Annotated in this window: 32 protein-coding genes; 17 read left to right on the forward strand and 15 right to left on the reverse strand. The window is 70.5% G+C overall.

From position 1 onward, the window contains the following. The first annotated feature begins 152 nt into the window (after positions 1-152). Positions 153-428: a hypothetical protein gene (locus tag VHU88_20680; protein ID HEX3614114.1), complete on the forward strand. Its 276-nt coding sequence runs from the start codon at positions 153-155 to the stop codon at positions 426-428. A gap of 65 nt (positions 429-493) precedes the next feature. On the opposite strand, the gene VHU88_20685 is transcribed toward VHU88_20680, so the two are convergent. Genes VHU88_20685 through VHU88_20695 form a run of 3 tightly spaced genes read right to left on the reverse strand, consistent with a single transcriptional unit; the run spans position 494 to position 2,854 of the window. Continuing rightward, positions 494-1,120 carry a DUF2461 domain-containing protein gene (locus VHU88_20685; GenBank protein ID HEX3614115.1) on the reverse strand — a complete coding sequence of 209 codons (627 nt, stop codon included), beginning with the start codon at positions 1,118-1,120 and terminating at the stop codon, positions 494-496. Between the two features lie 10 nt (positions 1,121-1,130). Next, positions 1,131-2,315, reverse strand: coding sequence for a cation:proton antiporter (locus tag VHU88_20690; protein ID HEX3614116.1), 1,185 nt, complete (start codon positions 2,313-2,315; stop codon positions 1,131-1,133). Beyond that, on the reverse strand, positions 2,312-2,854 hold the full coding sequence (locus tag VHU88_20695) for a hypothetical protein (GenBank protein HEX3614117.1): 543 nt from the start codon (positions 2,852-2,854) through the stop codon (positions 2,312-2,314). The genes VHU88_20690 and VHU88_20695 overlap by 4 nt, the downstream gene beginning before the upstream one ends. Positions 2,855-2,980: 126 nt before the next feature. Here VHU88_20695 and VHU88_20700 point away from each other — a divergent pair, with 126 nt between their 5' ends. The 6 genes from VHU88_20700 to VHU88_20725 all read left to right on the forward strand — a co-directional run bounded on the left by VHU88_20700 (position 2,981) and on the right by VHU88_20725 (position 7,427). Further along, positions 2,981-3,805 carry a peptidylprolyl isomerase gene (locus VHU88_20700; protein ID HEX3614118.1) on the forward strand — a complete coding sequence of 275 codons (825 nt, stop codon included), beginning with the start codon at positions 2,981-2,983 and terminating at the stop codon, positions 3,803-3,805. An 11-nt stretch (positions 3,806-3,816) separates the two neighbouring features. Next, positions 3,817-4,452, forward strand: coding sequence for an FKBP-type peptidyl-prolyl cis-trans isomerase (locus VHU88_20705; protein ID HEX3614119.1), 636 nt, complete (start codon positions 3,817-3,819; stop codon positions 4,450-4,452). Between the two features lie 140 nt (positions 4,453-4,592). Continuing rightward, the gene (locus VHU88_20710) at positions 4,593-5,057 is read left to right on the forward strand and encodes a hypothetical protein (protein ID HEX3614120.1); all 465 of its coding nucleotides are present in this window, start codon (positions 4,593-4,595) and stop codon (positions 5,055-5,057) included. 130 nt (positions 5,058-5,187) lie between these two features. After that, positions 5,188-6,078 (forward strand): hypothetical protein, encoded by an 891-nt coding sequence (locus tag VHU88_20715; GenBank protein ID HEX3614121.1) that lies wholly within the window; start codon positions 5,188-5,190, stop codon positions 6,076-6,078. 94 nt (positions 6,079-6,172) lie between these two features. Further along, positions 6,173-7,096, forward strand: coding sequence for a hypothetical protein (locus VHU88_20720; protein HEX3614122.1), 924 nt, complete (start codon positions 6,173-6,175; stop codon positions 7,094-7,096). A gap of 127 nt (positions 7,097-7,223) precedes the next feature. Next, positions 7,224-7,427 (forward strand): hypothetical protein, encoded by a 204-nt coding sequence (locus tag VHU88_20725; GenBank protein ID HEX3614123.1) that lies wholly within the window; start codon positions 7,224-7,226, stop codon positions 7,425-7,427. Between the two features lies 1 nt (position 7,428). Here VHU88_20725 and VHU88_20730 read toward each other — a convergent pair whose 3' ends face one another. Further along, complete coding sequence (locus tag VHU88_20730; protein HEX3614124.1) at positions 7,429-8,826, reverse strand: hypothetical protein; 1,398 nt, start codon at positions 8,824-8,826, stop codon at positions 7,429-7,431. A 240-nt stretch (positions 8,827-9,066) separates the two neighbouring features. On the opposite strand from VHU88_20730, the gene VHU88_20735 reads away from it, so the two are divergent. From VHU88_20735 to VHU88_20745, 3 genes are read left to right on the forward strand one after another with little or no spacing between them, the layout of a single operon-like run. Further along, a complete protein-coding gene (locus VHU88_20735) occupies positions 9,067-10,434 on the forward strand; it encodes a HAMP domain-containing sensor histidine kinase (protein ID HEX3614125.1) in 1,368 nt (455 codons plus the stop codon). Next, positions 10,427-10,987, forward strand: coding sequence for a thioredoxin family protein (locus tag VHU88_20740; protein ID HEX3614126.1), 561 nt, complete (start codon positions 10,427-10,429; stop codon positions 10,985-10,987). The genes VHU88_20735 and VHU88_20740 overlap by 8 nt, the downstream gene beginning before the upstream one ends. Further along, a complete protein-coding gene (locus tag VHU88_20745) occupies positions 10,975-11,454 on the forward strand; it encodes a hypothetical protein (GenBank protein ID HEX3614127.1) in 480 nt (159 codons plus the stop codon). Before VHU88_20740 ends, VHU88_20745 begins: the two co-directional genes overlap by 13 nt. Here VHU88_20745 and VHU88_20750 read toward each other — a convergent pair. Together VHU88_20750 and VHU88_20755 are read right to left on the reverse strand one after the other, a co-directional pair. Beyond that, entirely contained in the window at positions 11,353-12,339 is a 987-nt protein-coding gene (locus VHU88_20750; protein ID HEX3614128.1) for a DMT family transporter, read from the reverse strand. The two genes, VHU88_20745 and VHU88_20750, sit on opposite strands and share 102 nt — an antisense overlap. Before the next feature lie 162 nt (positions 12,340-12,501). Continuing rightward, positions 12,502-12,798: a hypothetical protein gene (locus VHU88_20755; GenBank protein HEX3614129.1), complete on the reverse strand. Its 297-nt coding sequence runs from the start codon at positions 12,796-12,798 to the stop codon at positions 12,502-12,504. On the opposite strand from VHU88_20755, the gene VHU88_20760 reads away from it, so the two are divergent. Continuing rightward, positions 12,797-13,087: a hypothetical protein gene (locus tag VHU88_20760; protein ID HEX3614130.1), complete on the forward strand. Its 291-nt coding sequence runs from the start codon at positions 12,797-12,799 to the stop codon at positions 13,085-13,087. The genes VHU88_20755 and VHU88_20760 overlap by 2 nt on opposite strands. Positions 13,088-13,632: 545 nt before the next feature. Here the strand turns inward: VHU88_20760 and VHU88_20765 are convergent. Continuing rightward, the gene (locus VHU88_20765) at positions 13,633-14,883 is read right to left on the reverse strand and encodes a hypothetical protein (GenBank protein HEX3614131.1); all 1,251 of its coding nucleotides are present in this window, start codon (positions 14,881-14,883) and stop codon (positions 13,633-13,635) included. Between the two features lie 312 nt (positions 14,884-15,195). Here VHU88_20765 and VHU88_20770 point away from each other — a divergent pair, with 312 nt between their 5' ends. Further along, the gene (locus tag VHU88_20770) at positions 15,196-15,816 is read left to right on the forward strand and encodes a sulfotransferase (GenBank protein ID HEX3614132.1); all 621 of its coding nucleotides are present in this window, start codon (positions 15,196-15,198) and stop codon (positions 15,814-15,816) included. A gap of 39 nt (positions 15,817-15,855) precedes the next feature. On the opposite strand, the gene VHU88_20775 is transcribed toward VHU88_20770, so the two are convergent. From VHU88_20775 to VHU88_20800, 6 genes are all read right to left on the reverse strand, one after another. Continuing rightward, on the reverse strand, positions 15,856-16,959 hold the full coding sequence (locus tag VHU88_20775; GenBank protein HEX3614133.1) for a glycosyltransferase: 1,104 nt from the start codon (positions 16,957-16,959) through the stop codon (positions 15,856-15,858). Positions 16,960-17,139: 180 nt separating this feature from the next. Beyond that, entirely contained in the window at positions 17,140-17,658 is a 519-nt protein-coding gene (locus VHU88_20780; GenBank protein ID HEX3614134.1) for a hypothetical protein, read from the reverse strand. Between the two features lie 75 nt (positions 17,659-17,733). Beyond that, positions 17,734-18,636 (reverse strand): DsbA family protein, encoded by a 903-nt coding sequence (locus tag VHU88_20785; GenBank protein ID HEX3614135.1) that lies wholly within the window; start codon positions 18,634-18,636, stop codon positions 17,734-17,736. A gap of 73 nt (positions 18,637-18,709) precedes the next feature. Further along, positions 18,710-19,408 (reverse strand): DNA-binding protein WhiA, encoded by a 699-nt coding sequence (gene whiA, locus VHU88_20790; GenBank protein HEX3614136.1) that lies wholly within the window; start codon positions 19,406-19,408, stop codon positions 18,710-18,712. Then, a complete protein-coding gene (locus VHU88_20795; protein HEX3614137.1) occupies positions 19,405-20,115 on the reverse strand; it encodes an HAD-IB family hydrolase in 711 nt (236 codons plus the stop codon). The genes whiA and VHU88_20795 overlap by 4 nt, the downstream gene beginning before the upstream one ends. Then, entirely contained in the window at positions 20,112-21,302 is a 1,191-nt protein-coding gene (locus VHU88_20800; protein ID HEX3614138.1) for an MFS transporter, read from the reverse strand. The genes VHU88_20795 and VHU88_20800 overlap by 4 nt, the downstream gene beginning before the upstream one ends. A gap of 242 nt (positions 21,303-21,544) precedes the next feature. Here VHU88_20800 and VHU88_20805 point away from each other — a divergent pair, with 242 nt between their 5' ends. The 4 genes from VHU88_20805 to thiS all read left to right on the forward strand — a co-directional run bounded on the left by VHU88_20805 (position 21,545) and on the right by thiS (position 24,224). Continuing rightward, the gene (locus tag VHU88_20805) at positions 21,545-22,147 is read left to right on the forward strand and encodes a TetR family transcriptional regulator (GenBank protein ID HEX3614139.1); all 603 of its coding nucleotides are present in this window, start codon (positions 21,545-21,547) and stop codon (positions 22,145-22,147) included. A gap of 179 nt (positions 22,148-22,326) precedes the next feature. Then, a complete protein-coding gene (locus VHU88_20810) occupies positions 22,327-23,115 on the forward strand; it encodes an AfsA-related hotdog domain-containing protein (GenBank protein HEX3614140.1) in 789 nt (262 codons plus the stop codon). 61 nt (positions 23,116-23,176) lie between these two features. Continuing rightward, complete coding sequence (locus VHU88_20815) at positions 23,177-23,794, forward strand: DUF2165 family protein (GenBank protein HEX3614141.1); 618 nt, start codon at positions 23,177-23,179, stop codon at positions 23,792-23,794. Between the two features lie 202 nt (positions 23,795-23,996). Further along, a complete protein-coding gene (gene thiS / locus VHU88_20820) occupies positions 23,997-24,224 on the forward strand; it encodes a sulfur carrier protein ThiS (protein ID HEX3614142.1) in 228 nt (75 codons plus the stop codon). A gap of 9 nt (positions 24,225-24,233) precedes the next feature. Here the strand turns inward: thiS and VHU88_20825 are convergent, their stop codons facing one another. Next, a complete protein-coding gene (locus VHU88_20825) occupies positions 24,234-25,160 on the reverse strand; it encodes a pyridoxamine 5'-phosphate oxidase family protein (GenBank protein ID HEX3614143.1) in 927 nt (308 codons plus the stop codon). A gap of 84 nt (positions 25,161-25,244) precedes the next feature. After that, a complete protein-coding gene (locus VHU88_20830; GenBank protein ID HEX3614144.1) occupies positions 25,245-25,781 on the reverse strand; it encodes a CGNR zinc finger domain-containing protein in 537 nt (178 codons plus the stop codon). A 104-nt stretch (positions 25,782-25,885) separates the two neighbouring features. Between VHU88_20830 and VHU88_20835 the strand changes: the two genes are divergently transcribed. Further along, positions 25,886-26,350 (forward strand): VOC family protein, encoded by a 465-nt coding sequence (locus VHU88_20835; GenBank protein HEX3614145.1) that lies wholly within the window; start codon positions 25,886-25,888, stop codon positions 26,348-26,350. Positions 26,351-26,366: the final 16 nt, after the last annotated feature.

Genomic DNA, 26,366 nt, shown 5'->3' on the forward strand with positions numbered 1-26,366 from the left:
ATGGGTGGTGCCACGTTCCTTGCGTATCTGAAAGACCAATCGAACAGCGCGTTCACGCAACTCGGGTGGATATTTCTTCGGAGGCGCCACGATGCAATTCTCCCATAGCATCAGAGCCTCCATCAAAGCCGGGGCGATTCAGACCTCCCAAAATGAACCTGCGTCGAGTTGCAGTAGTGCTGGCCACCTTCGGTGCGGTGGCGGCGGCAGGCATGTCGAGCGCGTCGGCGGCGACCGTCGAGAGCGCGTCATCCACGATGAACCACCACGACTGGTGCTTCGCCCAGCACTGGCAGGCCGGCGACTCGCACTGGCGGCAGTGCGACGACGTCTCCGGTTGGTGGAACCACGACCGCCACGACAACAGCCGCTTCGACAACAACCACCACGACAACAACTGGCAGTCCGGCCCGGACCGCCGCCGCTGAGCGGATACCGGGGGAATAGGGGTGGACCGCCCGCCCGGCCCACCCCTTCCCGGTGTCCGGGGTGCCTACGCCGGTCCGACGTGCGTGTGCAGCCAGGTGGTCAGCGGCGCCAGGGTCCGCCACAGCTTCGTGATCTCGGCGCGGGTCCGCGGGGAGGCCAGCCAGTCCGGGAAGCCGAGTTCCTTCGACGCCACCAACGTCTTGTGCCGCAGCAGATCGACCCGCGGGTGGTCCTTCTCGAAACCGGGGGGCACCCGGGTGAGCTGCTGCCCGCCGATCGTGAAGCCCTTGCCGCGAGCGGTCCGCAACGCCTTCTCCAACTGCGGGCCGACGATGTCGTCGGCCACGCCGCGGCGCATCCGGGTCACCTGCTCGGTGCTGGTGCGCCAGTAGCCGGCCGCGACGAACAGGCCCGCCGCCGAGATCTGCACGTAGACCGAGGACGACTCGAACCAGGCGCCCTGGTGGGTCTTGTACGGCGTCTTGTCCTTGGCGAACCGGACGTCGCGATAGGGCCGGAACAACTTGCCCTCGCCGAACTCCGGAGCCAACTCGGCGACCAGCGCCTCCATCGGGGCGCGGACCGACTCCTCGTAGACGGTCTTGTGCGCCGTCCAGAACGATTTGGAGTTGTCGGCCTCGAGGTCGTCGTAGAAGTCCAGGGCCGCCGTGGGGAGTCCGGTGAACTTCACGCCGGGCAGCCTATGCGGCAGGAGCCGCGGGAGCGGTGGGCGCCGGCTCCGGTGCCGGTGCCGGTGCGGCAGGCGACCGGCGGGCCAGCAGCGCCCCGCAGGCCGAGGCAACGGCGATCGTGACCAGCGCCCCCAGGATCAACGCCGCTGGCTCGCCGGGGTTGAGCTTGTGCAGCTGGGTGCCGAGAGTGGCCGCCGCGACGGGTACGCCGAGTTGCGCCGAGGCCAGCGCCGCGGCGGCGACCGGCTGGTGGGTCAACGCCGGGACCAGGTGGGTGCCGACGGCCCCGAACCCGAGCACGGCGCCGAGCAGGATGAACGACGGGTGGTGCCCGAGCTCGCGCAGGTCCAACGAGGCCCCGAGCCAGACGAAGAACACCGGCCCGAGGAAGCCCTCGGTCAGGCCGAACATCTGCTTGGCCAGCCGTCGGGGCTCGCCCACCGCGGTCACCGCGATTCCCAGCCCGAACCCGGCCAGCATGATCGAGACGTGGGTCTGTGTGGCGATCGCGGCCAGTCCGAACAGCGCCAGCAGGCTGACCCGCAGCTCCAGGGCGAAGTGGCGCTGCTTCGAGACGTCGTGGGCCGCCGAGCGCCAACCCCGCTTCTCCGCCTCGCGCAGCAGCAACCAGCAGACCGCAGCCGCCGCCAGCACGGCCAGGGCGCCGACTGCCGAGCGTCCGGCGCGTGGTGGGTCGATCGCCAGCGGGAGCAGCACGATGCAGGCCGCGTCCGCGATCGCCACCTGCGGCAGCAGGTTCACCACGACCGGACCGGTGACCCCGGCGCCTTCCAGGATCGGCAGGATCAGCGCGGCCGAGGACGACGTCATCAGCACGGCGTACAACGCGGCATGGCCGGTGTCGAAGGCCTTCGAGACCCCGATGCCGGCCGCGACCGCGACGGCGCCGACGAGCACCGCACGGCCGGCCCCGGACCTCAGCGCCGGGCGCAGCGAGGGGTCGCGGACCGGGACGTGAGTGCCGGCCACGAACATGACCAGCCCGAAGCCGATGTCGGCCAGGAACGTGAATGTCGAGTCGCCGGCGTTGAGCCGGTGCACGCCGGTCGGCCCGAGCACCACCCCGGCGACCAGCTCACCGATCACCACCGGGACGTGCAGGCGCTCCGGCAGGGCGAGCAGCGGTCCGACGAGCGCGACCGCGGTGATCAGCGCCAGGGTGTTGAACGTCAACCCGGCACGACCTGCTCAGCGCGTGGTGCCGGGGGCGCCGGCGGCGCTGCAGGGGCCCGATTCGCTGACGGTGCTGCCGTTGCGCGCTTGGCGGGCGGTCCCGTCCGGGCGCGCTTCGCCGTTTTCGCCGCGGCTGGGGCAGGCGGCGCCGTCGCGGGCCGGTCCGCGATCCGGCACGGGATGTCGGTGTTCTCGTCCAGATGGAAGCTGGCGCAGACCCGGTGGTAGCCGTCGGCGACGAGCAGCGGGGCCGGGATCCGGGCGTCGCCGCGCACCAGCAGGATCGGCGACAGCGGCAGGCCTTTGGCGACCTTCGCCAGGTCGGTGGCCACGTGCGGGTTGCTGCGCGGCAGCAGCCTCAGCCCCGCGGCGCGCAGGATGTCCTTGGCCTTGCGGTACTCGTCCGGTGCTGTGCGCAGGCCACCGATCGACGCGGCAACAAGGTCTGCCGGCAGTACCAGCGACAAATAATTGGCGGCCGCCGGGTAGTCGTGGTCCTCGGGGACGTCCAGCCACTTGAGCTTTCGAGGCTTCGCCATCAGCCGACCTCCCGCAGACGAGTGCGCAGGTCGCGACCTTGGCACATGTGAGGAGGCGTCAGCAACCGGCGCCTCGCGGCGAGGCGCCCGGGTCCGAGGTCCGCGAGTCCGACAGAATCTGTGAGTGTGAAGATCTTCGACCTCGCCCTGGTGTTGGGCCTCACGACCGCGCTGGCCGCCTGCGGTGGCAGCAAGTCCTCCGACTCCGCCGCAAGCGGCAACTCGGCGTCGACCGGTCCGGGCGCATCGTCCGCGCCGACGGCTCCGGTGGGCCCGAGCGCCGCACCGGGCACGGCGAACTGCGTCTACCCGGCCGACGGCTCGAACAGCAGCGACAAGAAAGTCGAACTGCCGCCCGGAGTGGCCGAAACGACCAAGACCTACACGGCGACGGTGGTGACCAACCACGGCACGATCGTCATCGCCCTGGACGCCAAGGCCGCGCCCTGCACGGTGAACTCGTTCGTGAGCCTGGCCAAGCAACACTTCTTCGACAACAGCCCGTGCCACCGCCTGCTGGACGTCTCCCAGGGCGGCGTCACCGACGCGGTGTTGCAGTGCGGCGACCCGACCGGCACGGGCCAGAACGGGCCCGGCTACAGCTTCGCCGACGAGAACCTCGCCGGGGCGACCTACCCGAAGGGCGAGGTCGCGATGGCGAATGCCGGGCCGAACACCAACGGCAGCCAGTTCTTCATGATCTTCAAGGATTCGCAGTTCCAGCCGGACTACACCCCGTTCGGGCACATCACCTCCGGACTGGACGTGATCACCCAGATCGCCGCGGCCGGTACCACCACAGCCGGGGGCGACGGACCGCCGAAGACCAAGACCACCATCGAGAAGGTGACCATCACCAGCAAGGGTGGCTCGACCAGCTCACCGACGCCCACCAAGACCTCGAAGGCGACAAAGTCCTCCAGCCCGTCCGCATCGGCGACGGCCCAGTGAAGGCGGCACGCATGATCCGAACCGGGACGCTGGGCCTGTGCGCAACGGTTGTCACAGCCTCGATGGCCCTGGCCGGCTGCGGGAGCAGCGGCAGCGACAACACGCAGTCCGCTGCGCCGCCCGCGTCGAGCGGCAACACCAGTGCGGCTGCGACGCCGACCCCGAAGCCTTGCTCGACAGCCGTTCCTGCGCCGGGCCCCCTGCCGACGGCCTCGGCGAAGCCGAAAGGTTCCGGTGCGGCTTCGGGAATGCCTGCGGTGACGGCCAACGCGACTGCGATGGACAAGGAACCGACCCTGGCCAAGGGCACCGGGTCGCCGCCGAAGAACCTCCTGATCCGCGACCTGGTTGTCGGTAAGTGCCGCGCCGCAGGCCCGTCGGACACCGTGAGCATCCAGTACGTCGGGGCGCTCTACAGCGACGGCAGCGTCTTCGACGCCACGTGGGAGAAGGGAGCGATTCCGTTCACCGGCGAGCTGAGCGGGTTCGTGCCCGGCTTCTCCGGTGGTCTCGTGGGGATGCAGATAGGCGGTCGTCGCGAGATCGTCATTCCCGGGTTCCTCGGCTACGGCGAGATGTCCCCGACCCCGAAGATCCCGCCGAACGCCACGCTGGTGTTCGTCGTCGACATGGTCGGCATCCAATAGGCGGCTATCGGGCGACTTTTCCCTCCGTGCTGACTTTCGCCGCACAAGGCGAAAGTTAGCGCTCGGAATTCTCCAAGCGGACGGCAATGAAACCGGCGCATTCTCGATCTCGAGGAACGTCGATCCCGTTGGAGTCCGAGATGTCCGCCACCATCGCCTCGCACCGCGCCCGCCCGCGTTCGGCCGCCTCGTCCCCGGTTCGCGACCGCTTGCTGCGCCTGTTCGGCGCGTTGCCGGCGTTCGGCGTCTACTGGATCCACGTCAAGGACCAGGGCGGATTCCCGGGCAACAACGACGGCTACATGCAGGTCGGCTACTACGCGTTGGAGGTCGCGGCGATCCTCGTCGCGATCGCGCTGATGGCGGCCCAGGGCCGGATCCTGCGCAACACGTGGTGGCTCGCGCTGGGCGTGGCCGCCGGCCCGATGATCGGCTATGTGCTGACCCGGAGCACCGGCCTGCCCGGCCACACCGACGACAAGGGCAACTGGACCCAGCCGCTGGGACTGCTCAGTCTGGCCGTCGAGGGCGTGCTGCTGGTCCTCGCGGTGCGCATGGTCCGCAGCGGCGACCGGGTGAGCGGGCCCATCCCCACCGAGGCGTAGTCCGCCCGTTCGGAGCACCTGATAGGTCTATCCCGACCTGCTTCATTGACAGGACGGGAAGGACTGGCCGATGCGTATGCATCCGAACCGGTGCCGGGCTGCGGCTCTCGCGGCGATCAGCGTCGCAAGCATGACGGTCGCACTGCTGCCGGGCGGCGAAGCCGAGGCGTCGAGCAGCCAACAGGTGACGATCAGCGGCAACGGAAGCTCCGTCAAGGTTTCGGGGGTGAAGAACCTCAAGGCCGGCTGGGTCAAGGTGAAGATCTCCTCGACCGACGACATGTGGTTCACCGCCGCCCGGCCCGGGATGGGCGCCAAGGCGGCCCAGGCCAGCGAGGGCATTCGCCCGCACAAGTCCGTGCTGGCACACCCGTCCCCCGTAGCCCGTCCGGCCGACACGAATGGCTCGACCGGGTCGGCGGGCACCACGTCCACCGGCGTTGCGAGTTCGGCGTCCCAGGCGGCTCAGGAAATCACCACGGCCGAGGGCGAGATGGTGGCCTTCGGCGGCGGGTCGGCGGTCAGCAAAGGAAAAGCGGCCACGTTCACGCTCAAGCTGCCGGTCGGCAAGGTGGCGATCCTGGACCTGGACACCAACACGGTTGCCAGCACGCTGGTGATCGGCAAGGGCAGCGGAGCGTCGCAGCCGCACGCGGACGCCCGGGTCACCGAGGCCAACGACCATGTGTTGCACGCGCCGAGCGCCCTGCCCCGCAGCGGCACGGTGGAGTTCAGCAACACCGGATCCAAGGCCTGGCACGAGCTCGGCTTCCTGCAACTCGTGAAGGGCGCGACGAAGTCGGACGTGGTCAACTTCTTTGCCGGCAAATCGACCAAAGTCCCGTTCGCCGTCTCGTCCACGTTCGGGGTCGGGACCGAGCCGCTGTCGCCGCAGCACTCCGAGTACGTCCAGTACTCGGTGCCGAAAGGCAGGTACGCCCTGCTCGACCTGTGGGTCGACGACAAGACCGGCCAGCCGTACGTCGCCGAGAACTCGGTGAAGATCCTCACGGTCAAGTGATCCACGCGGCGGCCCGCCGGCTTGCGCTGCCGGGGCGCCGCGGTTCCGCCGAATAGAATCGCCGGATCCCGGTCGGCGGGCGGACGGAGACCTGATGCGTGAGGTTACGACCGCGGCGGGGCTGCGCACCACCGCGGTGATTCTCGCGGGCGGCGTCGGCCTGATCTTCGCGACGATCCCGGGGCCCAAGGCACCGCCGCACGTCGACGTCTCGATGTCGGCGACCGGGGTGCGGGTCTCCGGGGGACCGGACGTCGCGGCCGGCTGGATGAAGTTTCGGATCAAGTCGCAGTCCGGTGTCCACCACCTGTGGCTGATCAGCCCGACCGAGGGGCCGCGGGCCGACATCGCGACCCCGACCAACGGCATCCGCTCGTTGTGGTCGGTGAACCCCGCCAACCCGTCCTCCGGCGCCGCCGCGACCCCGGGGCACCCGCGGGCGGACCCGACGACCGTGGCGTCCTACCAGCACGCGGCGCAGGACAACCTGGTCTCCCTCGGTGGTGCCCGGGTTGACGCCAAGCACCCGACGACGATCACCGTCGACCTGCCCGCGGGCGACGTCTGGCTCGAGGACCTCGAGGCCCCGGCCGCGCCGCCGACGGTGCTGCACGTGCACTGGGGCAAGTACCTGCCGCTGCCGGCCCGGCCCTCTGGCCGGATCACCGAGGGCGACGACAACTACCTGTTCGCCCCGTCGGTGCTGCCCCACAACGGGACCGTCGAGCTGGAGAACGCCGACGACGTGGAGACCGGCTACCACTTTCTTCTCCTGCGGGCGATCCTGCCGTCCGCGAGCCGCGAGGAGGTAGTCCGGTTCTTCTCCGACGGCGGCGGCCCGAACCCGTTCGCCCCGGGCGGGGCGGCGATGGCCGCGCCGTTGTCGGCCGGCCAGTCGCAGTTCCTCGGCTACTCGCTGCCCGCCGGGCAGTACGCCGTCATCGACGCGTGGATGGATCCGACCACCGGGCGGATCCTGGCCGGCGAGGGCGCGGTCACCACCTTGCGGCTGAAGTGAGCGAGCTTGCGAGCGAACCGGTGTCACAGTAGCCGTCGGCCGGACCTGGGCCCACGTTCACTTCGCCGACGCCGGGCGTGCACGCGGGCCGGCTAAGTTCGCAACCGTCAACGCGACGGAGGCGGCTATGCGGATCGCGAACGCGCTGGTGACCTACCCTGGCATGTGCCCCTCGTGCGGGACCGAGGTGGACGACTACGAGGACTCGGTGACCGGCGTCGACCACGTCTGCCCGGTGTGCCTGATCGACCTGTACGTACCCGACCGGCGGCCGGTCACCGGCCGTGCCCGGGCCCGCCTGCTGCGGACCCGGGTCGGCATCGGCCACTGAGCTAACGGATCGGCGTCGGCGCCGCCGTCTTCGCCGGTTCGGACTTGGGCCGCTCCGGCTTCGCCTGCGGCGGCCCCGGCTGCGTCGAGTTGGCCTGCCCCGGCTTGGCCGGCTCAGCCTTGACCGGCTCAGCCTTGACGGGCCACGGCGCGGGCATCAGCACGTCGGGCACCGGGCTGCCGTAGGCCGGCGGCTTCGCGCCCGCGTAGTGCGGAAACGCTCCGGTGCGCCAGGTGTCCAGCTGCGCCGTCGGGGTGCTGTTCAGCCAGCTCGCGGCCTCCTGGTAGCTGACGCAGCGCACCTCCGGCTTGTTGCACGTCTCCTTGACGAACGAGGTCAGGGCCTGGGTGTACGCGCCGTTGTGCCACATCTCGAAGTGGTCGCCGATGAACAGCGGCGCCCGGTCGCCGGTGTAGGACTTCTCGAAATAGGTTCGGTAGGTGTCCAGCGCCTGCTGACTCCAGCGCGCGGACGCGGCCTTGTCCACCGGCGCGTCAAGGCAGTCCTTCTCGTGGTAGTCGCAGATGTTCCAGTCCATGTCCAGGTCGTAGTGCGAGCTCCCGTACATCGGCACGGTGGCCAGCGGGAACACCCACAGGTTGGACGGCCCGGTGTCGGACGCACCGCGGTACGGCCAACGGATCTCCGGGGTCGGGCTGGTCTCGTAGGTGAATCCGTGCTTGGCGATCACCGGGTACAGGTTGCGGAAATTGCCCTCCAGGCAGGGCGTCCGGTCGCCGACCACGTCCTCGCCCTTGAACCCGAGGTCGATCGGCGGGTTCAGGTGGTTGGTCATGTTCGCGTTGTCGACGGCCTTGTAGAACTGCTGGAGGTCCTGCTCCCAGTCGGCCTGGGAGAACGAGCCGACCGAGCCCTTGCCGGAGCCGCAGATGTGGCCCATGAAGTGGGTGCCGATCTCGTTGCCCTCGGCGTGAGCCCGCTTCAGATCGGTCATCTCATGGCGCACGGCATCGGTCTCGGACTCCCCGGGCAACGACTCGATGTGGGGCACCAGCATGCCCATGTTCATGTTCGCCGGGCCCCACTGCGGCGCGTCGTAGGTGTGCTGGGTCTGGCTGGTCAGCAGTTGGGTGCCGGAGAGGAAGAACGTCATCCGGGCGTCGTAGTTCCGGGCCACCGACAGCCAGTAGTCGAACATCGAGAAGTGGCCGGCGGTGCCGTTGAACGTGTTCCCGGAGTCGTCGAACGCGACCACCACGACCTGCGGCGGGCGCTGCCCGGCCGGGACGGAACCCAGGCGCGCGGGCCCGACCTTGGCCGGCGTGGCAGGGGGAGAGATCGCCGCGGCGGCGGGACTCGCGCCGTACGGGCCGCCGGAGGTGGCCAGCGCGGTCGCGACGATGAGCGCACCACCGGCGCCGAGAGCTTTTGTGAGCATGCCTCCAATTTGACATGAGAATTCATGCAAATCGGATGAATGTACGAATAGGGACGAATTGAGACGGATTGCCGGTAATGCCCGGTTCGGCCCCTTTTCCGGGTATTTATGTGCTTTCCGGCAACTGTTGCGCCGCGAGTGGGACCGGTGCCTCCGATCATCGATGATCGGATGGGGCTCTCTCATACGCGGGTGGGGTTCTCTCATACGCGGAGCACCGCTCGCCCTACGCTCAGGGACATGACCGCAAGGCCGGGCCGCCGTCCTCGGCCGGGCACAGTGCCGGGCGAGGACGAGGTACGCCCGACGATCTCGCTGCGCAGCCGGATCCGGCGGGTGATCCTCGGCGCGGCCGGGATCGCGCTGCTGCTGTTCGCGGTTCCCTTGGCGGCCACGGTCGCGGTGGTCGTCCGGTCGCAGACGATCACTGCGCTGCAGCACGACGCGACCCGGGTCTCGGCCAACGTGCCGGATGCACCGATCGTGGTCGGCCGGCCGCTCGCAGTGCCTGGGCTGCTCGGTTCGACCGACATCGGCATCTACACCCGCGACGGCATTCGGGTCGTCGGCGCCGGGCCGCTGCACTCGAAGTTGGCGGCCCTGCCGGTCGACACCGCCGAGCACGAGGACCGGGAGGACGGCGAGTACGCGGTCTCGGTCCCGGTGGTCTCCGACGGCACTGTGATCGGCACGGTCCGGGCCGGGACGGCGGTCAGCGGGGTCGTGCTGCGGATCGTCTACGGCTGGATCGCCCTGCTCGTCCTGGCCGGGTGCACGCTGGCGCTGACCCGGCTGGTCGCGGCCCGCCTGGCCTCCCGGGTGGCCACGCCGGTCGAGCAGTTGACCGACGCGGCTCGGGCGCTGGGGGCCGGGGCCTTCGACCTGGCGCTGCCGAAATGGGGACTGCGGGAGACGGACGAGGCCGGCAGCGCACTGCTTGAGACCGCGCGGCGGATCGGGGCCGTGGTGCACCGGGAGCGGGCGTTCACCCGCGACGTCTCGCACCAACTGCGCACCCCGCTGGCCGGGCTGCTGACCGGGCTGGAGAACGCGTTGCGGGAGCCCGACGAGGCCCGGCGGGTGCAGCACATCGAGACCTCGCTGGGTCGGGCCCGGCACCTGCAGACGATCGTCGCGGACCTGCTGGCAGTCCGCAGCACCGACGAGCACGCCCCGTGCGACGTCGCGGCCGAGGTCCGCGCCGCAGTGACGCGGCATCAGTTGCCGTCCCAGCGGGCGATCCGGCTGCGCTGCGACGACGTCCCGGCCGCACGATGCCCGGCCGCGGTGGTCCGTCAGGTGCTCGACGTGCTGCTGGACAACGCGACCCGGCACGGGGCCGGTGACATCACGGTGACCGTTGAGGCGCTCGGCGACTCTGTGGCCGTCGAAGTCAGCGACGAGGGCGCGGGATTCGCGGTCGACGCGGTGCCCGGCACGGGGCTGCGGCTGGCCGAGGACATGGCCGAGTCGGTCTATGGGGCGTTGCTGGTTCGTCGGCGGGCGCCCCGGCCGCGCATTGCGCTGCTGGTGCCGGCCGTCCCGGATCCCGCGCAACCGGATCGGGCCGAGTCGCCACCAGCCGACGGGGTGGGCCAGGATGACTGACATGCGCTTCCGCTGCGCCCTGCCCACCGTCGGGCTCGTGCTCGTCCTGGCCGGCTGTGGTGGTGGCTCGAAACCGTTCCCCGGCGGCGACGACCCGACGTTCGCCTCCCCGGCCCCGACCGCCGCGCCCAGCGCGAGCCCGTCGGCGACGGCGTCGAGCACCGCCTCCGCGTTCGACCCGAGCCGGGACGCCACCGCGGACATCACCGCCGCGCTCGACGCCGCACAGGCCGACAGCAAGCCGGTGCTGCTGGACTTCGGCGCCTCCTGGTGCCCGGACTGCGTGGCGTTGGCCCACACGTTCACCGCGCCCACGGTGCAACCACTGGTCGCCGGTTTCCACGTCGTGGAGATCGACGTGGGCAAGTTCGACCGCAACACCGACCTCGCGGCCAAGTACGGGATCGACTATCAGCACAGCGGAATCCCCGCGCTGGTCGTACTGTCCCCGCAGGGCCAGGTGCGCACCACGACAGAGGACGGCTCGTTCGCCGACGCGAGCCGGATGACCCCGGCCCAGGTCGCGACGTTCCTGAGGCGTTGGCAGCACTGAGGCCGCTGGTCGCGCTGACCCTGGTGCTGTCGGCGGCCGGGTGCGGCAGCCACCACGCGGGACCGCCGACCGCGACCGGCTTCTCGGCCGGCGGGGTCGACGTGACGCTGCGGGTCTCCGGCGACACCGTCGCCGCGACGTTCCGGCCCCAGCAGGCCGGCTTCCACATCTACAGCGTCGATCTACCGGACGGTGGCGTGGACGGCCTCGGGATCCCGACCCGATTGCGGGTGACCGGCGGGCTGACCGCGACCGGCGCGGCCACCGCGGATCAACCGGTCCGGATGCTGCAACTGACCGGGCTGTCCACGCAGCTGCCGGTGTACCCGGACGGGCCGGTGACCGTCACACTGCCGGTGAAACGCTCAGGGAACTCGGCCCAAGTCGTGGTGTCCTACGGCGCGTGCAGCGCCGCCCAATGTCTGATCCCGGTGACCAACCACGCCGTCCCCGTCGCGGTGCCCTGAGGCTGACGGACGGCGCTGCGCCAGCGCGACGCCGGCCAACACCACCGCGGTGCCGAGGATCAGATTCGGCTCGACCGACTCGTCCAGGAACGCCGCGCCGAGCAGCACCGACACGATCGGCATCAGGTAGGTGACCGTGCTGGCCACCGCCGGGCCCTCGTCGACCACGAGCTTGTAGTTCAGTACGAAGGCCAGCCCGGTGCCGCCGAGGCCGATCGCCGCGACCGCGCCGATCACCTCCGGGTGGGGATGCACCGCCGAGCGGCCCAGGAACGGCAGCGCGATCAGTGCCCAACCGGTGGCGGCGGTGAGTTGGCCCGCGGCCAGCACCAGCGGCGGGATGCCTCGACCGACCAGCCGACGGCCCATGTAGACGAACGACAACCCGTAGGCGGCCGAGGCGATCAGGCAAGCCAGCGAGCCACCCGTCGTCCCGCCGTGCCCGGCCCGCCACGGGGCGAGCAACAGCACCGCGCCCGCGAACCCGACCACCAGGCCGGCGACCCGGCGCGTCCCGAGCGGTTCGGCGTCCGACCGGCCCGCGCGGCCGACCAGGCCGAACGCGAAGGTGCACAGCGGAGTGGTCGCGTTGATCGCCCCGGCGAGGGTTGAGTCCACCGAGCGCTCCCCGACCCCGAACAGCGTGTACGGCAGCGCGTTGGCGAAGAACGCGGCCAAGATCAACGCCTGCCAGGTCTCCCGCTCTCGGGGCAGCCGCAGCCCGCGGGCGTGCACGACCGCAATGAGCACGGCCGCTCCGATCGCGAGCCGCAACGCCGTGAGCTGGACCGGCGAGAGCCCATGCAGCGCCAGCTTGATCCACAGGAAGCTCGAGCCCCACAGCGCCGCCAGCAGTCCGAGGCGGGCGGCGCTTCCGGGTCTCACCCGACCAAGGTTGCCCCACGCCCCCATCCCTGCGCCGGCCAATTTACGACGCTCCGCTCATCGATGAGCGGAGCGTCGCACTCTCATACGCGGGCCGACGTTTCCGGGCTCGAATCGCCTCCGGGATGACGTCTCGCGTATGAGAGACGGTGGCGGGCCCGATCAGCCGACTCGACCCAGGCGCCGTTGCGCTTGAGCGATAGCGGCGCGCAGAAGCGCGTCCAACAGGTCGGGGTCGTTACCGATGTGCCAGTCCCATCGCACGACGTCGAAGCCCAGGCCGCGAATGATGCGCTCACGCTCAGCTTCGTCGCGCTTCGCCGCACGCGGGTCTCGGCCGTTCATCGTGTATTTGGCCTCGCCATCCGCCTCGCCGACCAGTCGCAGCAGCGGCCAAAAGAAGTCCACCCGGATCCTCCGGTAGCCGTCGTCGAGGAGGACCACCTGCAATTGCGGCATGGGGATCCCGGCTGTTCGCATCGACAACCGCGAGATCGACTCGAGCACCGACTCGGTTGCCGGATCGGCGAACTCGACACACTCGCGGGCGACTTCGATGCCGGGCCGGGCGCTCCAGCTCCAGGACTGTGGCACGCAGCTGATCAGGCGTCAGCAACCCGAGTCGATAGGCGCCCTCGGCCGCGACCACCCCGTCGTCGAAACCATCGTGGGCAGCCAGATCCAGGACAGTGCGAGCGGCCGTCGTGACCCGAACACCGAGACGTTCCTCGACGTGAGCCTCGGGTAGCCGCGCGACCCGCAGGTAGTAGCCGTGCCGATGGGTTCCCGCGGTGCCCGCGCGGCCACTGACCGCTACAGCCAACTCCGCCGGGCGCGTCGAGCGCATAGGCAGACCGTGAATCCGGGCGGCGGAGGTACCGACCGCGACGAGACGACGACGGGGCATCGCCAGACCGAGCGCCTCGATGTCCTGGGCGTGCCAAGTCGTGTCCAGCCGCGTCGCCGTATGACGAGCCTCGGCGGTCGCGAGGACGCCCCGGCGCAGCTGCACCAGACGGCCGGACCGCACGCCTTGCCGCAATTCGCCGAGCGTGCACCCGTTGCCCGCGGCATCGAGGGTGGTGAACGGGCCGGTCGTGAACCGGGAAGGGAGCTGCATAGCGCGACCATGACGGAACGGTCGCTCCCGCGCTTGGAGCAAACGTCGGCCTGTGGACAACGACCGGCTGGGGACGCGCGCTACGGCAACCCGGGTCGCCAAGTGGCTCAGACCACTCTCATACCTGGCGCGTCATCAGGATGACGTCTCGCGTATGAGAGAGCCCCATCCGATCATCGATGATCGGATGGGGCCCCCATGGTCTGCGCGGGCAGGGCCTGGAGCGCCTTGAGCGTCTCCGGCGACTGCGCCTCCATCCAGTTGATCAGCTCGGTGAAGGTCACGCACTTGGTCTCGGGCCGCCCGCAGGTCTCGGAGATGAACTGGCCCAGCGCCTGGGTGTAGATGCCGTGGTTCCAGTTGGCGAAGTGGTCGCCGAGGATCAGCGGGGCGCGGTTGCCGTCGAACACCGCCTGGTAGGCATTGCGGTACGTGTCCAGGACCTGTTTCTGGTACGCCGGGTACAGCGCCGGCGACCCGTCGACCGCGTGGGTCTGCATGTCGTAGAAGTTGTAGTCCATCGACAGCACATGGGTGCCGGTACCGGCCGCGCGCAGGTCCTGCATCGGGATCTCCCAGATGCCGGTCGCCGGGTCCGTGCGCGGCCACTGCAGGTAGCCGGTGTCGCTGGTGTCGTAGCGGAAGCCCATCGACTTCAGCACCGGGAACAGCGTTGACGGCTTGTACTCCAGACACGGGGTGCGCTCGCCGACGACCTCGGAGTCCTTGAACGGCAGCGGGTCGGCGTCCGGCGCATCGGCGTTGGTCCGCCAGTTGTGCAGGAACGTGAACCACTGGGTGATCTCGCTGCGCCAGTCGTCGGCCGTCCAGTGCAGGCCGCCGCCGGCGCCGCAGAAGTGCCCGTTGAAGTGGGTGCCGATCTCGCTTCCCTCTTTGTAGGCCTGGTACACCTGCGCCATCCGGGCCTGGACGTCGGCGTCGCTCACGGACCAGCCGATGTCGGAGGCGCCCGGCTGGTGGTGCGGCGGGTTGTAGAGGTTGGCCTTGCTCTTGGGCACCAGGTACGGCCCGGACAGGTAATACGTCAGGTGCGCGCCGACCTCGTTGGCGATGCTCCGGTAGTAGTTCCAGCGGTCCAGGCTGCCGGCGCCGTCGAAGGAGATCACGATGAACTGCGGCGGCTTCTCACCCGGAGGCAGCGGCGTCGCGCGCAGTGAGTCGGCGACGGCCACACCGGAGGCCGAATTGTCGGCGTCCGCGGTGGCGCTCGGGGTCGGGGTGGCCGACGGAGTCGCCCCGACGGTCTCCTCCGGAGTGGCCGGCGCGGGTGCCGGCACGGCGAGCGCCGCACCGGTATCCCGACGTTCCAGTGGGTTGGTGCACCCCACCAGCCCGGTTGCGACGGCCAGGATGAGAGCAGTTCGACCGGCCAGCCGCACATTCCGGGGAATTCTCAGGGTCACTCGAGGAAGTTAGTTCCTCGCAACTGTTCCGGCAGCGCTGCTTGTCCTGTCCTGTACGGGGTTGGTGGAATTTCGACCGGACTTTTCACTCTTTGTAGTACACACCGGGCGTCGGACTCGAAACGGACAGCGCTTCCTGAGAAACCGTCTGCCGACGGTCGCGTCCGGCGGGGCGCTCGAAGGCCTGCGGGCCCAATGTGGCGGGCGGAGTTTGGGGCCGGCTTCGGACTTCCTACGACCGGTCACGGACCTGTCCGCGTCTGCTGCGTACGCTTCGCGACGAGGGGTTTCGGGAGCTGGCGAGGGGGAGCGATGACGGTTCGGTTGATCGGTGCCGGGCTGGGGCGGACGGGCACGGCGTCGCTGCGCGAGGCCTTGACGCAACTCCTGGGCGCCCCCTGCCACCACATGATGGAGGTGCGGCAGAACCCTGCGCAGGCCGACGTCTGGCGGCAGGCCTACGAGGGCAACCCGCCGGACTGGCAGGAGTTCCTGCGCGACTACGGGGCGATCGTCGACTGGCCGGGTGCGCCGTTCTGGGAGCAGTTGGCCGAGGCGTTCCCGGACGCGCCGATCCTGCTCTCCACCCGCGACGCGGACGCCTGGTGGCGCAGCGCCTCGGACACCATCTTCCAGGCGATGCAGCCCGCGTTCGCGACTGATGCCCCGTCAGATCCGTGGCAGCGCATGGTTCGCGTGCTGATGGAGAACTTCACCCCGGACTGGCGCGACGAGGAGTCGGCCAAGGCGGCCTACCTGGCGCACAACGAGCACGTCCGGGCCGCGGCCCCCGCCGATCGGCTGGTGGAGTGGCACCCGGGCGACGGTTGGGGCCCGATCTGCGGCGCGCTCGGCCTGCCCGAGCCCGCGACGCCGTTCCCGCACGTGAATACCACCGCCGAGTTCCAGGCGATGCTGGCCGAGCGCGGCTGAGCCCGTCCCGCACAGTGGGACGGGCTCAGCCGGACAGGCTCAGGCGGTCTCGGTCGCGCCCGCGTCGAGTGCGTACTGCAGGTTGGCGTTGACCCGGTCGCGCTGGTCCTCGGGCAGGCGCGGTCCGGCCAGCAGTGCGCGGCAGGCGATCGCGGCCTCGACGTGCCGGCCGCGCCAGTAGGCGGCCATCGCGTACTCGTCCTCGGCGCGCCAGTCGTAGGTGGCGTCGTCGACGAAGAACTGGTCGTCCGGCCGCGGGATCGTGGTCGCCGCCGCCGCGAACAGCTCGGCCAGCGCGTGCCGGCCGCCGTGCTCGCGGTAGTAGCGGGCCAGTGCGACCAGCGGTTCGGCCCGGGTCGAGCGCAACTGCCAGGCCGTCAGGTAGCCGTGGACGACGATCGGCTCGGGCAGGCCGAGCCGCTCGGAGAGTTGCGCGATCTGGTAGTGGCAGTACCAGACCTCCTCGTCCCAACCGCCCAGGATTGCCCGGCCCGTGTAGGCATCGATGGCAGACATCAGGTCGCCCGCCTCGCGGTAGGCTTGCGCCAGCGCGAAAACGTAGCGGGTGTTCTCCGGGTCCTCCGCCAGGGCGGGGCGCAGCAGCGCGATGTCGCGCGCGGCGCGCGTGGCCTGGCCGGAACCGTCGGCCCGGTCGAGGTACCAGACACCGGTCAGCTCGGTCGGCACGTTGCCGCCGAGGTCGAGCCACTCGGCGCTGACCCCGCGGTACTCCGCGGTCTGGTCGCGCCGCAGCAGGCTGACGGCGTCGTTGCGCATCGTCGTGTTGGGCACCCGCAGGCGGTATGCGGGCTCGGTCAGCGCGGTGCGCCAGTTCGGGTCCTCGACCAGCAGTTCGGAGTCGGCGTCGAGGAACAGCAGGTAGTCGAAGTCCAGCTGCGACTCTCGGGCAGCGGCCAGCGCGCGGTTGCGGGCCTCCGCGAAGTTGCCGAAGTGACCGTGCAGCAGGATTCCCGGGATCCCGCGCGCCTCGAAGTGCGCGGCGATCTTGGCCGGGGTGTCGTCCAGCGACCCGGTGTCGAGGATGACCCAGGCGTCGACGTTGCCGTCCATGGCCTGCAGGCATCGGTCGATGATCGTCGTCTCGTCCCTGACGATCATGTTGAGGCACACCTTCGCGCTCATGCGCTCTCCTCGTTGTCGCGCGGACCGATACCGCGGATCCCTACCGGATGACGTGCACAGCGGCGGGCTGCTGACGTTGCCGAGGATGTCGCCGGCTGGTCGAGGTTGGGCCGCTATGCCTCTATTTGGTAGGCCGAACCGGTGTGCAGCAGCAATGAGGTTGGGCCGAACGGGACGGTCCTAGCCGCCGTGCACCGCATGCCGCCGAGCGGCGAGGTCGGCGACCTGCTCGTCCAGCTTCGTCTGCTCGACCAGCAGGGCGGCGTTGCGTTCGTCGAGGCGGCCCTGCTCGATCGCCAGGTCGGTGGCGGCCAGGTCGAGCCGGACCTGAGCCGCGGCCAGTTGGGTGGCCCGGCGGTCGAGTTCGGCGTGCCGGGCCGAGCGTGCCTTCTCGTCGACGCCGAGCGGGCCGACCGCCGGGGACTCGGTGCGGACGTCCGGGGCCCCCGGCCCGGCCGTCGCGTCCGGCTCGGGCTGCCGACGACGTCGGGCCAACGGCGCGACCACGCAGGCCAGGCCGATCACGGCGGCGACGATGCCCAGGCTGCGCCAGGCCCGGCTGTGGTCGGGTTCGTCGGCGAGGATCAGCCCGGCCAGGGTCAGGATGATCCCGTAGCCCACGAGGAAGCGACGGCCCGCGGCGCGGGTCGGGTCCAGGGCTCGGTTCGGCCCGGCGGTGAGCGCATCACGCTCGCTCATGGACCAACGATGACACCTTTCGGCCGTGGTGTCCCTAGCGTGTCCCCGACGACCAGAACGGGTGCTCAGGCGGCGTCAGTAGGCGACCAGTGCAGGCCAGCTCGCTGCCTCGCTCGGGGTGGCCCAAATGACCCCGCCCGCCGTGCGGTGCTCCACCATGTCCGACGGCGGCTCGCAGCCGGGCCCGCACAGCTCGTCGAGCTCGGCGCGGGCCAGGGTCGGCCAGTTCGCGAAGGCCTCGGCCGGGGTCGGCAGCGGCCGCGCCGCGGCACCGGCGCCTGGGCACACCCGTTCCAGCGCCGTCTCCCAGACCGTCCACTCGCACCAGCCGGACACGGTGACCTCGCCGCCCGGGCCGCGCAGGATCCCGCACGGCAGGCCGTAGCGCATGCGGCCGTTCTGCTGCTGCGCGGCGCCGCGGCCGGCACGGGTGTCCGGCAGGTTGCAGACGTACTCGTTGGGGTTTCTGGCCTCCTCCCAGTCCGCCTGCCAAGCAGCCTCGGTGGCCGGGTCGGCGAGGTCGCGGGCCAGTCGGTCGGGGTCCAGACCTGGCACGCCGTGCGCCGCCGCCAGGCACAGCTCGACGCTGTCGGCGGGCCGGCCGTGCACGAACCAGCTCTCTCGCAGCCGACGCAGCACCGCCGCGGAGACCGGCTCACCCTGGAAGTCGGCCGCCTTCGCGACCCGGCAGGCCGTCTCGCAGTCGGACATGGCCCAGTGCAACGGGATCGGTCCGGGCATCCCGGTGGCCTCGGTGACCGGCACCAGGTACTGCTCGTAGGCCACGCGGGCCGCCTCGGTGCGCGCCTCGAGCCCGAACACCTGCGCCCACCCGGGCGAGAAGATCCCCAGCAGCACCCGCCGCCAGGTGCGGATGCGATCGCCGTACTGCCACTGCAGGCGACGGAACTTGGGCTCGGTGCCCCACGCCCAGGAGCACGCCGGGTCGGTGTACTCGACGACCTCGATCCAGGTCACCAGAGACCTCCAGGTCCACGGGAGGGCCCGACGGTAACCGGCGCGCAAAGGGGCGCGCTTCAGCTTGAAGCGCTCAACTGACGGCCCGTGGTCTGGGCCTTCCGACGGGTGGCGCACAGGTCTCCAGCGTGGCCTCGCCGACGCCGATCGCGCGCAGCATCGCGGCAACCTCGCCCGCCACCTCGATCACGACCTGCGGCGGCCCCGCGGCCGGGACCCGGGCCCGGGCCGCGATCCGCCCGGCCAGCATGGCCAGCGACATCGCGGCCTGCAGGTCGGGGCAGCCGACGCGCAGGCGACGTTCGCCGCCGGTCGTCGGCATCGTCCCGGTGGCCAGCACCGCGGCCCGCCAGGCCGCGACCTGACAGCAGGCCGCGGAGACCATCACATGCTGCGGAATGCCACTCACGGCACGGCCGGTGCCGTCGCACAGGCCGGCCTTGCGAGCCAGCGCCGGCGCGCCGGTGTCGATGCGCACGACCCACCGCGACCCGATCCCGGCCCGACCCGGTGTCCTCTCGACCCTGGGCTCCGAACCCAGCAATGAGGTCACCGCGATCGCCAGTCGGCGCGCGGCACCGGGGTGGTCGAGCACGGCGCTCAACCGCATGCTGCCGCCCTCGAACCGAACTTGCCCGGCCAGGCGCAGCATCACCGCGGTCTCGGTGAACGTGCAGCAGCGCGCGGCCAACGGGCGCCGGGCCAGGTCGTCCTTGACCAGGACGGTCGGGCTCAGCAGGCCCGGCCCAGGTTCCGCGCATGCCGCGGTCATGGTCGGACACCTGCCTCGACCGAGCGGACGCGCTCGGCGGCGGAGTCGGTGACCATGTCCGCGGACAGCACCGGCCAGCCTTCGAGGCGTGCCGCGGCCAACAGTCGCGGATCGTCGCCGACCACGTTGGGATGCCCGACGCTGCGCAGCATCGCCAGGTCGCTGCCGTGGTCGGCGTAGGCGTGACAGTCCGTCAGTTCCGCCCCGTGCCGACGGGCCGTGGCATGCACGACCACGACCTTGGCCTTGCCGATCATCGGATGCCGGACGGTGCCGGTCAGCCGACCCGCGGAGTCCAGGTCCGGGTGCGTGCACAGCACGATCTCGACGCCGAGGTCGTCGGCCAGCGGCCGCAGGCACGGCAGGAACGAGCCCGAGATCAGCGCGATCCCGTGCCCGGCCGCCCGGTGCCGTCGCAACGCCGCCAACGTCGAGGCGATGAACGGCGGGCCGATGCGCCGGCCGGAGCACAGGTCGGCGTACCAGGCCTCCCCGGCCTGCATCAGTTCGACCCAGCTCTCCCCGGCCCACAGGTTGTAGTAGGCGCGGTTGATCTCGGTCCGGTCGATCCCGGCCTGCGCCATCGAGGCGAGGCGTTCGGTGGCCTTCCGGCGCTCCTCGGCAGTCCGCCGGAAGCGCAGGAAGTCGAACATGCTCTTGGTATTGAGCAATGTCTCGTCGACATCGAAGAAGGCAATTGAGTTCACGCGATCTGTCCCCGCCCCGGTTTGTTCTCAATGTGTCCTGCTACCCCAGCCGCGACCGCCCCGCCGGCCGACAGAACCCCGACGCAACCGGCCACCGCGGCGAAGCCGTGGCCGGACGTGATCGAGGCCAGCGCCGGCCCGAGGCTGGCGCCGATGAACAACACGAACGTGTAGAGCGCCACCCCGGCCCCGCGGGCGGCACCGGCACGCACGCCGATCGCCTGCACCAGCGACGGGATGGCCAACGCGATCCCGCTCACGAAACCCAGCAGCAGCACGAAAAGCGCGCCGGTCGACAGCGACCCGGTCAGCCCCAGCAGTGCACCGACGACGCTGAACGCCGCGGCCGTGGTCAGCGCCAGGCACACCCGATGCGTCGCCTCGATCCGCGCCAACCGAGGCGCGCACAACGGGACGAGCAGCATGGCCGGCAACGCACTTGCCCGCAGCTCGAGCATCGCGTGCGGCGAACGCGCGATCCCGCGCGGCCCGGCCTCGGCCAGTCCGGCGTACAGCGCGACGAACCCGCACAGGACGGTCCCGGTCGCGACCAGCAGCAGGACCAGCCCCGGCCGGGTCAGCAGTCGACCCATCGATCGGTAGACCTGCGCGGTCGAGCCGACCGTGGTCACGCCTCCGGGAGACAGGACGAGAAGTAGGAGCGCGGCGCCGCCCGCCAGCAGCACCGCGCTGGTCCAGTAGACAGCCCGCCAGCCGATGGCTTCGGCGACGGACTGGGCATAGACCTGGCCGATGACCCCGGCAGCCAGGAAGGAACTCGTCAGCCACGTCGTGGCCGCGACCCGCCGGGCGGGCTCGATCCGTTCGGCCAGGTAGGCCAGGGCGGCCGGCGCGTACGTTGCGGCGCACATGCCCTGCAACCCGCGCAGCCCGACGCCGGCGACCTCACTGCCGGCACCAGCCAGCAGCGCGGTGGCCGCGCAGGTCGCGACCAGCCCGAGCAGGATCACGCGGCGGCGGCCGATCCGGTCCGACAGCGGCCCGGAGAGCAGGAAGCCGAAGGCGTAGCCGAGGCTGAACGCCGTCACCGTCCACCCGGCGCTGCCGGCGGTGGTCGACCAGGATCGGCCGAACCTCCCCAGCAGCGGCAGCGCCGTGTAGAGCTGTCCGACGACCACGACACCGACCGCACAAAGCGCGCCGACCGTGGACACGAACGCGACCACGCTCGGAGACGTACCGTGGCGTCCACCCCTGGTTCCCCCCCGCCCAGGAGCCAGGAGCCGCACGTGGTGGCCGGTGAGCGTGGTCATGGCCCAGGGAACCAACCAACTAGTTGGCTGTCAATGTGCAATTCCCGGACGGCCCGTCGGATTCCGACACGATTTGGCTCTCGACCTCCGGATTTGGCGCACCAACAGCTCGGTTGGGGTCACAATGCGACAACCAGACGGTTGGAGTTCGAGTCATGGCAGTGGTTCGGGACGCAGAGTTGACCCGGCGCAAGCTGCTGTCGGCAGCTCGACGGGAGTTCGCCGCGTTCGGCATCGACGGGGCGCGGATCGACCGGATCGCGGCCCAGGCCGGGGTGAACAAGGAGCGCGTCTACGGCCACTTCGGCAGCAAGGACGCCCTGTTCGCCGCAGCGGTCGAGGCTGCCCTTGACGAGCTCGCCGAGTCGGTGTCGAAGCCGGGGCAGGATCTGGAGGCCTGGGTCGGGGCGGTCTACGACTTCCACCGCAGCCGCTCAGAGTTGGTCCGCCTGCTGATGTGGGAGTCCCTGCACGCTCGCGAGGAAGAGCTGCCGGGTGAGGAGAAGCGGCTGGAGCGCTACGGCCTGAAGGTCCAGGCCATGGCGGCCTCGCTGGGTTGTCCGGCCGGCCCCGAGGCCGCGGCGGTGCTGCTGTGCCTGATCGGGCTGGCCGCCTGGCCGAGCGCGGTTCCCCAGCTGACCAGGCAGATCGTTCGCCCGCAGGTGCGTTCGGTTCGGGAGCAGGACCGCGTCATCCGAGACCAGATCCTGCAGATCGCCAAGCACGTGGCCGCCGGAGCGCGGGTCACCTCCGGCTGAGGAGAATCTCGACGGGTTCGCCCGCTCCAGGAGGCGTGGCGGAAGTTGCTTCGTCGCGTACTGGGTGTGTAATTGATTTGGGAGCCACCCAACCATATGGTTGGCTCGCGTACTCGCCACGGACGTCCATTGCTTCCCCCCGATCTCGAAGCCACGGGCGGAAAGGCAGGGTCGGAAGCATGACCGAGCGTTTGCTGACCACAGTCTGCCTGGTCGGCGACCAGTTCGCGCAGTTCGCCACTCACCAGTCCGTGCGGACGGTGTCCGGCTTCGTCGCCGAGGTGCGAGCCGGTTGTTTCGACAACCTGCGTGGCCCGCTGTCCATCAGCTGGGGCCAGGGCATCACCACCTACGACCGCGACTTCGTCCGCGACGGCCTGCGCTCCCGCGGACTGCTGGACTCGGTGCTGCTGGAGTCCGAGGAACCCGCTGTGGTCAGCCGTTCGCGTACGCACAAGCAGCGCGAGGCCAACGCGGTGCTCGCGGGCCTGCGCAGCACCGGCGACGACACCTACCGGGCCTCCTTGCGACTGCACCCGGAGAACGAGTTCCTGCTCGACCACCAGAGCGGTGAGCACCTGCAGGGGATGGTGGTCATCGAGGCGTTCCGGCAGATGTTCATCTCCGTCTGCGAGCAGTTCGTCGCGGTCCGCTGGCCGGACCGCCGCTACAGCTACATCTGGCACGGGATGGACCTGCGCTTCCAGAACTTCCTGTTCCCGGTCCAGGCCGACGTCGAGTGCCGGGTCCGCGACGCCGACCTCGACGACCCCGGCCGGCTGCGGATGACCGTCGACCTGACCGTGCACCAGGCCGGTCAGAAGTGCGCGTCGGCCGGGATCGAGTTCACTGCGTTCGACAAGGACGGGCTGGTCCCCAAGGAGCACCGCGCGGCCGGCAAGACAATCGACGCGGTCCTTGCCGGAGCGACCCCGGTCGACACCCCTCGCTTGCTCGAAGTGGTTTGAACCAACGGCCGGTCGCCGTTCGACCGGCGGCCGGCTCGATCTGACGGAAGGCGTTCGGCAGATGAGCGTGGAATCCCCCTCGGCACGTGTCACTGCGCACCGCAGGGTGCTCGATCGACTCGACCGGGCACCCGAACCGGCGGCCGGGGTCCGCACCGGGCTCGCGCCGATGGCGGTCTTCGTGCTGGGTGGGATCGCGTTGTGGCTGAGCCTGATCGCGCTCAACAACGCCACCGACTTCGACACCAACCGCACCCTGATCGGCGACACGATCAGCATGAAGGCGATCATCGCCGACCACGCCGCGGGCCGTGGGCTGGCGTGGCGGGCCTGGTCCGGTGGGGCCGCCGGGCCGCTGTTCGCCGCGATCATCGCCTACCAGGTCCTGACCGCCGGGTTCCTGTGGCGGGCCGTGGTGACCGGCATCCGCGCGATCCGGACCCCGGGGGCGGACCTGACGCCGTTCGTCCGCCGTACCAATCAGGCGCTGATGATGTTCGCCGGGCTGTTCCTGTTCTTCCTGATCGGCGGGCTGTGGTTCGCCTACTGGCTGCACCTCGGGCCGGCCCAGCAGGTCCACTTCACATTGCTCGTCGTCGGCGCGCTACTGGCGATCCTGGTGAACCTGATCCCGATCGTCGAGGCGGTGCTGGAGCGGTCCCGCACAACCGGCTCATGACGGTGAATTTGCCGGCGAAGGTGACAAATGTCAGTGGTCGAATCGGGTGATTCGTCGAATGCTGGACACACCGGATCACGCCACCTGATCGCGATCCGGCACGCACCCAAGTCGGTCGGCGGTCTCCGCCCGGCAGGCGCCAACGGTGCTGCCGGGGTCCGGCGTTCGGACGCGACGTTCGATACGGCCGGAAGGAACTCGCATGATCGTCGACGAGGCCCCGTTGGTGCTCACGGTGAACGGCGCCGCGGAGAGTCGCGCTTTCGGCACCACCTTGGCGGACGTGGTCGCGGCCCGCATGGGCTTCGCCGATCAGCGCCGCGTGGCCGCCTCGGTCAACGGCCGGGTCGTGCCCCGCATCCGCTGGGACTCCTCAGCGTTGTCCGACGGGGACGGCGTCGCGATCCTGATCCTGGTGCACAGCGGCTGAGGGCTGCGCTCAGCGCAGCTCGGGGTTGTCCGGGGACGGCTGGGGGTCGGTGCCGCGCAGCGGGAGCGCGGACTCGGTGACGCGTTCCGGCCGCAGGACGACGCGGCGGCCGGTGCCGCCGTCGTCGCCGGGGCTGCCCGCAGGCACCCACGTCACCTCGGCGCGGCCGGACACGGCCAGGGCGCTGCCGCGCTCGAAATCGACGAACAGCAGCGCGGCTTCCGGGCTCTCGGCGATGTTGCCGAGGCTGTTGAACATGTTGTTCCCGGCGTAGTCCGGCCACCACACCGAGCCGTCCGGCTCGACGCGGACGAATCCGGGACGGCCGCCCTTGTGCGAGGTGTCCATCCCCCGGGTGGGATGGGCGGTGCCGAGGAAGAACGTGTCGGCCGCACGCACCATGTCGATCTGACGTGACGTCAGTTCGGTGTCGAGCGTGGTCGTCTCGGTGGTCGGGGCGGGTTTGGGGCGCGAGTCATCGACGTCGAGTCCGCGCTGCTGGATGTAGGCCGGGCAGTTCCCGAAGGCCTGGTCGACCTCGATCGTGCACCCGTCCCGGCCCACCGCGGTCAACGTGCCGTTGATCCGCGCCCGGCGCCGGATCCCGAACTCGATCGCTATCAGCGCCACTTCCGAACCCGGCTGCAGTCGGGCCAAGGGGCCGGTCGGGTCCGGGTTCGTCGCGACCGCGAGCGAGCCTCCGTCGACCCGGATGAAGCCCGGCGCGCCGGTGAGCAGCGACGTCCACAGCCGACCGGTGTCGTCGCGGCCGGTGATCGCCGCGAACCGGATCTCGGTCAGGAAGCGGGCCAACCCGCCCTCGAGTCGCGGCGCTCCGAGCATCCCGGCCAACCGAGCTGCGTCCTGCGACACCCCGGCCCGCTCCTGGATCGCGAGCTCCCCGGGGTGGAAGCCCCGCGTGATCGTCGTCGCCATGACGCCTCCCTGGTTGGGTCCGCTACACCAGGATGCGCCAGTTGAGCTAACCTGTCAAGCCGTAAATAACAGTTAGAGCCAGGCTCACTCGTCGCCGGGTCGTGACCGGGCGTAGTGCCGGGCGGCCTTGGCGCGGTTGCCGCAGCCGGCCATCGAGCACCAGCGCCGGGTGCCGCGGGCGCTGGTGTCGACGAACCACAGGACGCAATCGGGATGGGCGCAGGACCGGATCCGCCCGGGGCGTGCGGCCACCTGCTCGGCGTAGTCGACCGCCGCCAACCAGCCCGCCCAGCGGGCCGGGTCCTCGACCGCCCGCTCGACCATCGGCCCGGTCGCGCTGACCGCCGGCCAACTGCGACCCCAGCGCAGAACTTCATTGAGCGCGGAGATCGCCGGTTCGGAGTCGGGCGCCTCGGCGTGGGCGCGGATCGCCGCCCGGGCCCGGATCAGTGCCTCGCGCACGGCTTCGGTGGTCGGGCCGGCGATGCCCGCTTCGAGCAGCCAGTCGCGGGTGCCGGCGATGTCGTCGAGCACGTCGACCGGGCCGGTACCCGAGCGCCACGTGGTGTTCAGCAGGTCCACGCCCAGCGGTTCACCGGTCAGCGGTCGCGTCATCGCCATGGCCCATTCTAACCACAACACAGCTCTTGACTAGTTAGCCCTAACCTGAAATAGTCGGATCACCGGTTAGCCCCGGTCCCGCCCAGAGTCGAAGGAGTCCAGTCATGACCACCGCCACCGCCCTCGCCGTCCGCCCCGGGCACGTCGGGCTCAACGTCACCGACCTCGCCCGTTCCCGGGACTTCTACATCCGGGTCCTCGACCTCGAGCCGCTCGGTCAGAGCTCCGACGCCGAACGCGACTGGGTGTTCCTGGGCCGCGACGGGAACGTGCTGGTCACGCTGTGGCACCAGGCCGACGGGGCGTTCACCGCAACGGGGCCCGGACTGCATCACCTGGCGCTGGAGGTCGCGTCGGTGGAGGAGCTGCACGCGTTGCAGCGGCGCCTGTCGGACCTCGGCATCGAGCGTCGCTACGGCGGCATCGTGCGGCACGCCGAGGGCGCGGACTCCGGCGGCATCTACTTCAGCGACCCGGACGGGATCCGGCTGGAGGTCTACGCGCCGAGCGGGGTGGCCGCCACGGGCGCCCCGGCCCCCGAGGACATGCCTACCTGCGGGCACTTCTGAGCCTGCGTCAGATCCC

Source organism: Sporichthyaceae bacterium, from assembly GCA_036269075.1.
GTDB lineage: Bacteria > Actinomycetota > Actinomycetes > Sporichthyales > Sporichthyaceae > DASQPJ01.

Excerpts from the sequence above, each read along its gene's own strand:
- VHU88_20680 (HEX3614114.1), top strand. The coding sequence starts at position 153 with ATGAACCTGCGTCGAGTTGCAGTAGTGCTGGCCACCTTCGGTGCGGTG.
- VHU88_20695 (HEX3614117.1), bottom strand. The coding sequence starts at position 2,854 with ATGGCGAAGCCTCGAAAGCTCAAGTGGCTGGACGTCCCCGAGGACCAC.
- VHU88_20705 (HEX3614119.1), top strand. The coding sequence starts at position 3,817 with ATGATCCGAACCGGGACGCTGGGCCTGTGCGCAACGGTTGTCACAGCC.
- VHU88_20710 (HEX3614120.1), top strand. The coding sequence starts at position 4,593 with ATGTCCGCCACCATCGCCTCGCACCGCGCCCGCCCGCGTTCGGCCGCC.
- VHU88_20715 (HEX3614121.1), top strand. The coding sequence starts at position 5,188 with ATGACGGTCGCACTGCTGCCGGGCGGCGAAGCCGAGGCGTCGAGCAGC.
- VHU88_20720 (HEX3614122.1), top strand. The coding sequence starts at position 6,173 with ATGCGTGAGGTTACGACCGCGGCGGGGCTGCGCACCACCGCGGTGATT.
- VHU88_20725 (HEX3614123.1), top strand. The coding sequence starts at position 7,224 with ATGCGGATCGCGAACGCGCTGGTGACCTACCCTGGCATGTGCCCCTCG.
- VHU88_20730 (HEX3614124.1), bottom strand. The coding sequence starts at position 8,826 with ATGCTCACAAAAGCTCTCGGCGCCGGTGGTGCGCTCATCGTCGCGACC.
- VHU88_20735 (HEX3614125.1), top strand. The coding sequence starts at position 9,067 with ATGACCGCAAGGCCGGGCCGCCGTCCTCGGCCGGGCACAGTGCCGGGC.
- VHU88_20740 (HEX3614126.1), top strand. The coding sequence starts at position 10,427 with ATGACTGACATGCGCTTCCGCTGCGCCCTGCCCACCGTCGGGCTCGTG.
- VHU88_20760 (HEX3614130.1), top strand. The coding sequence starts at position 12,797 with ATGGGGATCCCGGCTGTTCGCATCGACAACCGCGAGATCGACTCGAGC.
- VHU88_20755 (HEX3614129.1), bottom strand. The coding sequence starts at position 12,798 with ATGCCGCAATTGCAGGTGGTCCTCCTCGACGACGGCTACCGGAGGATC.
- VHU88_20770 (HEX3614132.1), top strand. The coding sequence starts at position 15,196 with ATGACGGTTCGGTTGATCGGTGCCGGGCTGGGGCGGACGGGCACGGCG.
- VHU88_20775 (HEX3614133.1), bottom strand. The coding sequence starts at position 16,959 with ATGAGCGCGAAGGTGTGCCTCAACATGATCGTCAGGGACGAGACGACG.
- VHU88_20780 (HEX3614134.1), bottom strand. The coding sequence starts at position 17,658 with ATGAGCGAGCGTGATGCGCTCACCGCCGGGCCGAACCGAGCCCTGGAC.
- whiA (HEX3614136.1), bottom strand. The coding sequence starts at position 19,408 with ATGACCGCGGCATGCGCGGAACCTGGGCCGGGCCTGCTGAGCCCGACC.
- VHU88_20805 (HEX3614139.1), top strand. The coding sequence starts at position 21,545 with ATGGCAGTGGTTCGGGACGCAGAGTTGACCCGGCGCAAGCTGCTGTCG.
- VHU88_20810 (HEX3614140.1), top strand. The coding sequence starts at position 22,327 with ATGACCGAGCGTTTGCTGACCACAGTCTGCCTGGTCGGCGACCAGTTC.
- VHU88_20815 (HEX3614141.1), top strand. The coding sequence starts at position 23,177 with ATGAGCGTGGAATCCCCCTCGGCACGTGTCACTGCGCACCGCAGGGTG.
- thiS (HEX3614142.1), top strand. The coding sequence starts at position 23,997 with ATGATCGTCGACGAGGCCCCGTTGGTGCTCACGGTGAACGGCGCCGCG.
- VHU88_20825 (HEX3614143.1), bottom strand. The coding sequence starts at position 25,160 with ATGGCGACGACGATCACGCGGGGCTTCCACCCCGGGGAGCTCGCGATC.
- VHU88_20830 (HEX3614144.1), bottom strand. The coding sequence starts at position 25,781 with ATGGCGATGACGCGACCGCTGACCGGTGAACCGCTGGGCGTGGACCTG.
- VHU88_20835 (HEX3614145.1), top strand. The coding sequence starts at position 25,886 with ATGACCACCGCCACCGCCCTCGCCGTCCGCCCCGGGCACGTCGGGCTC.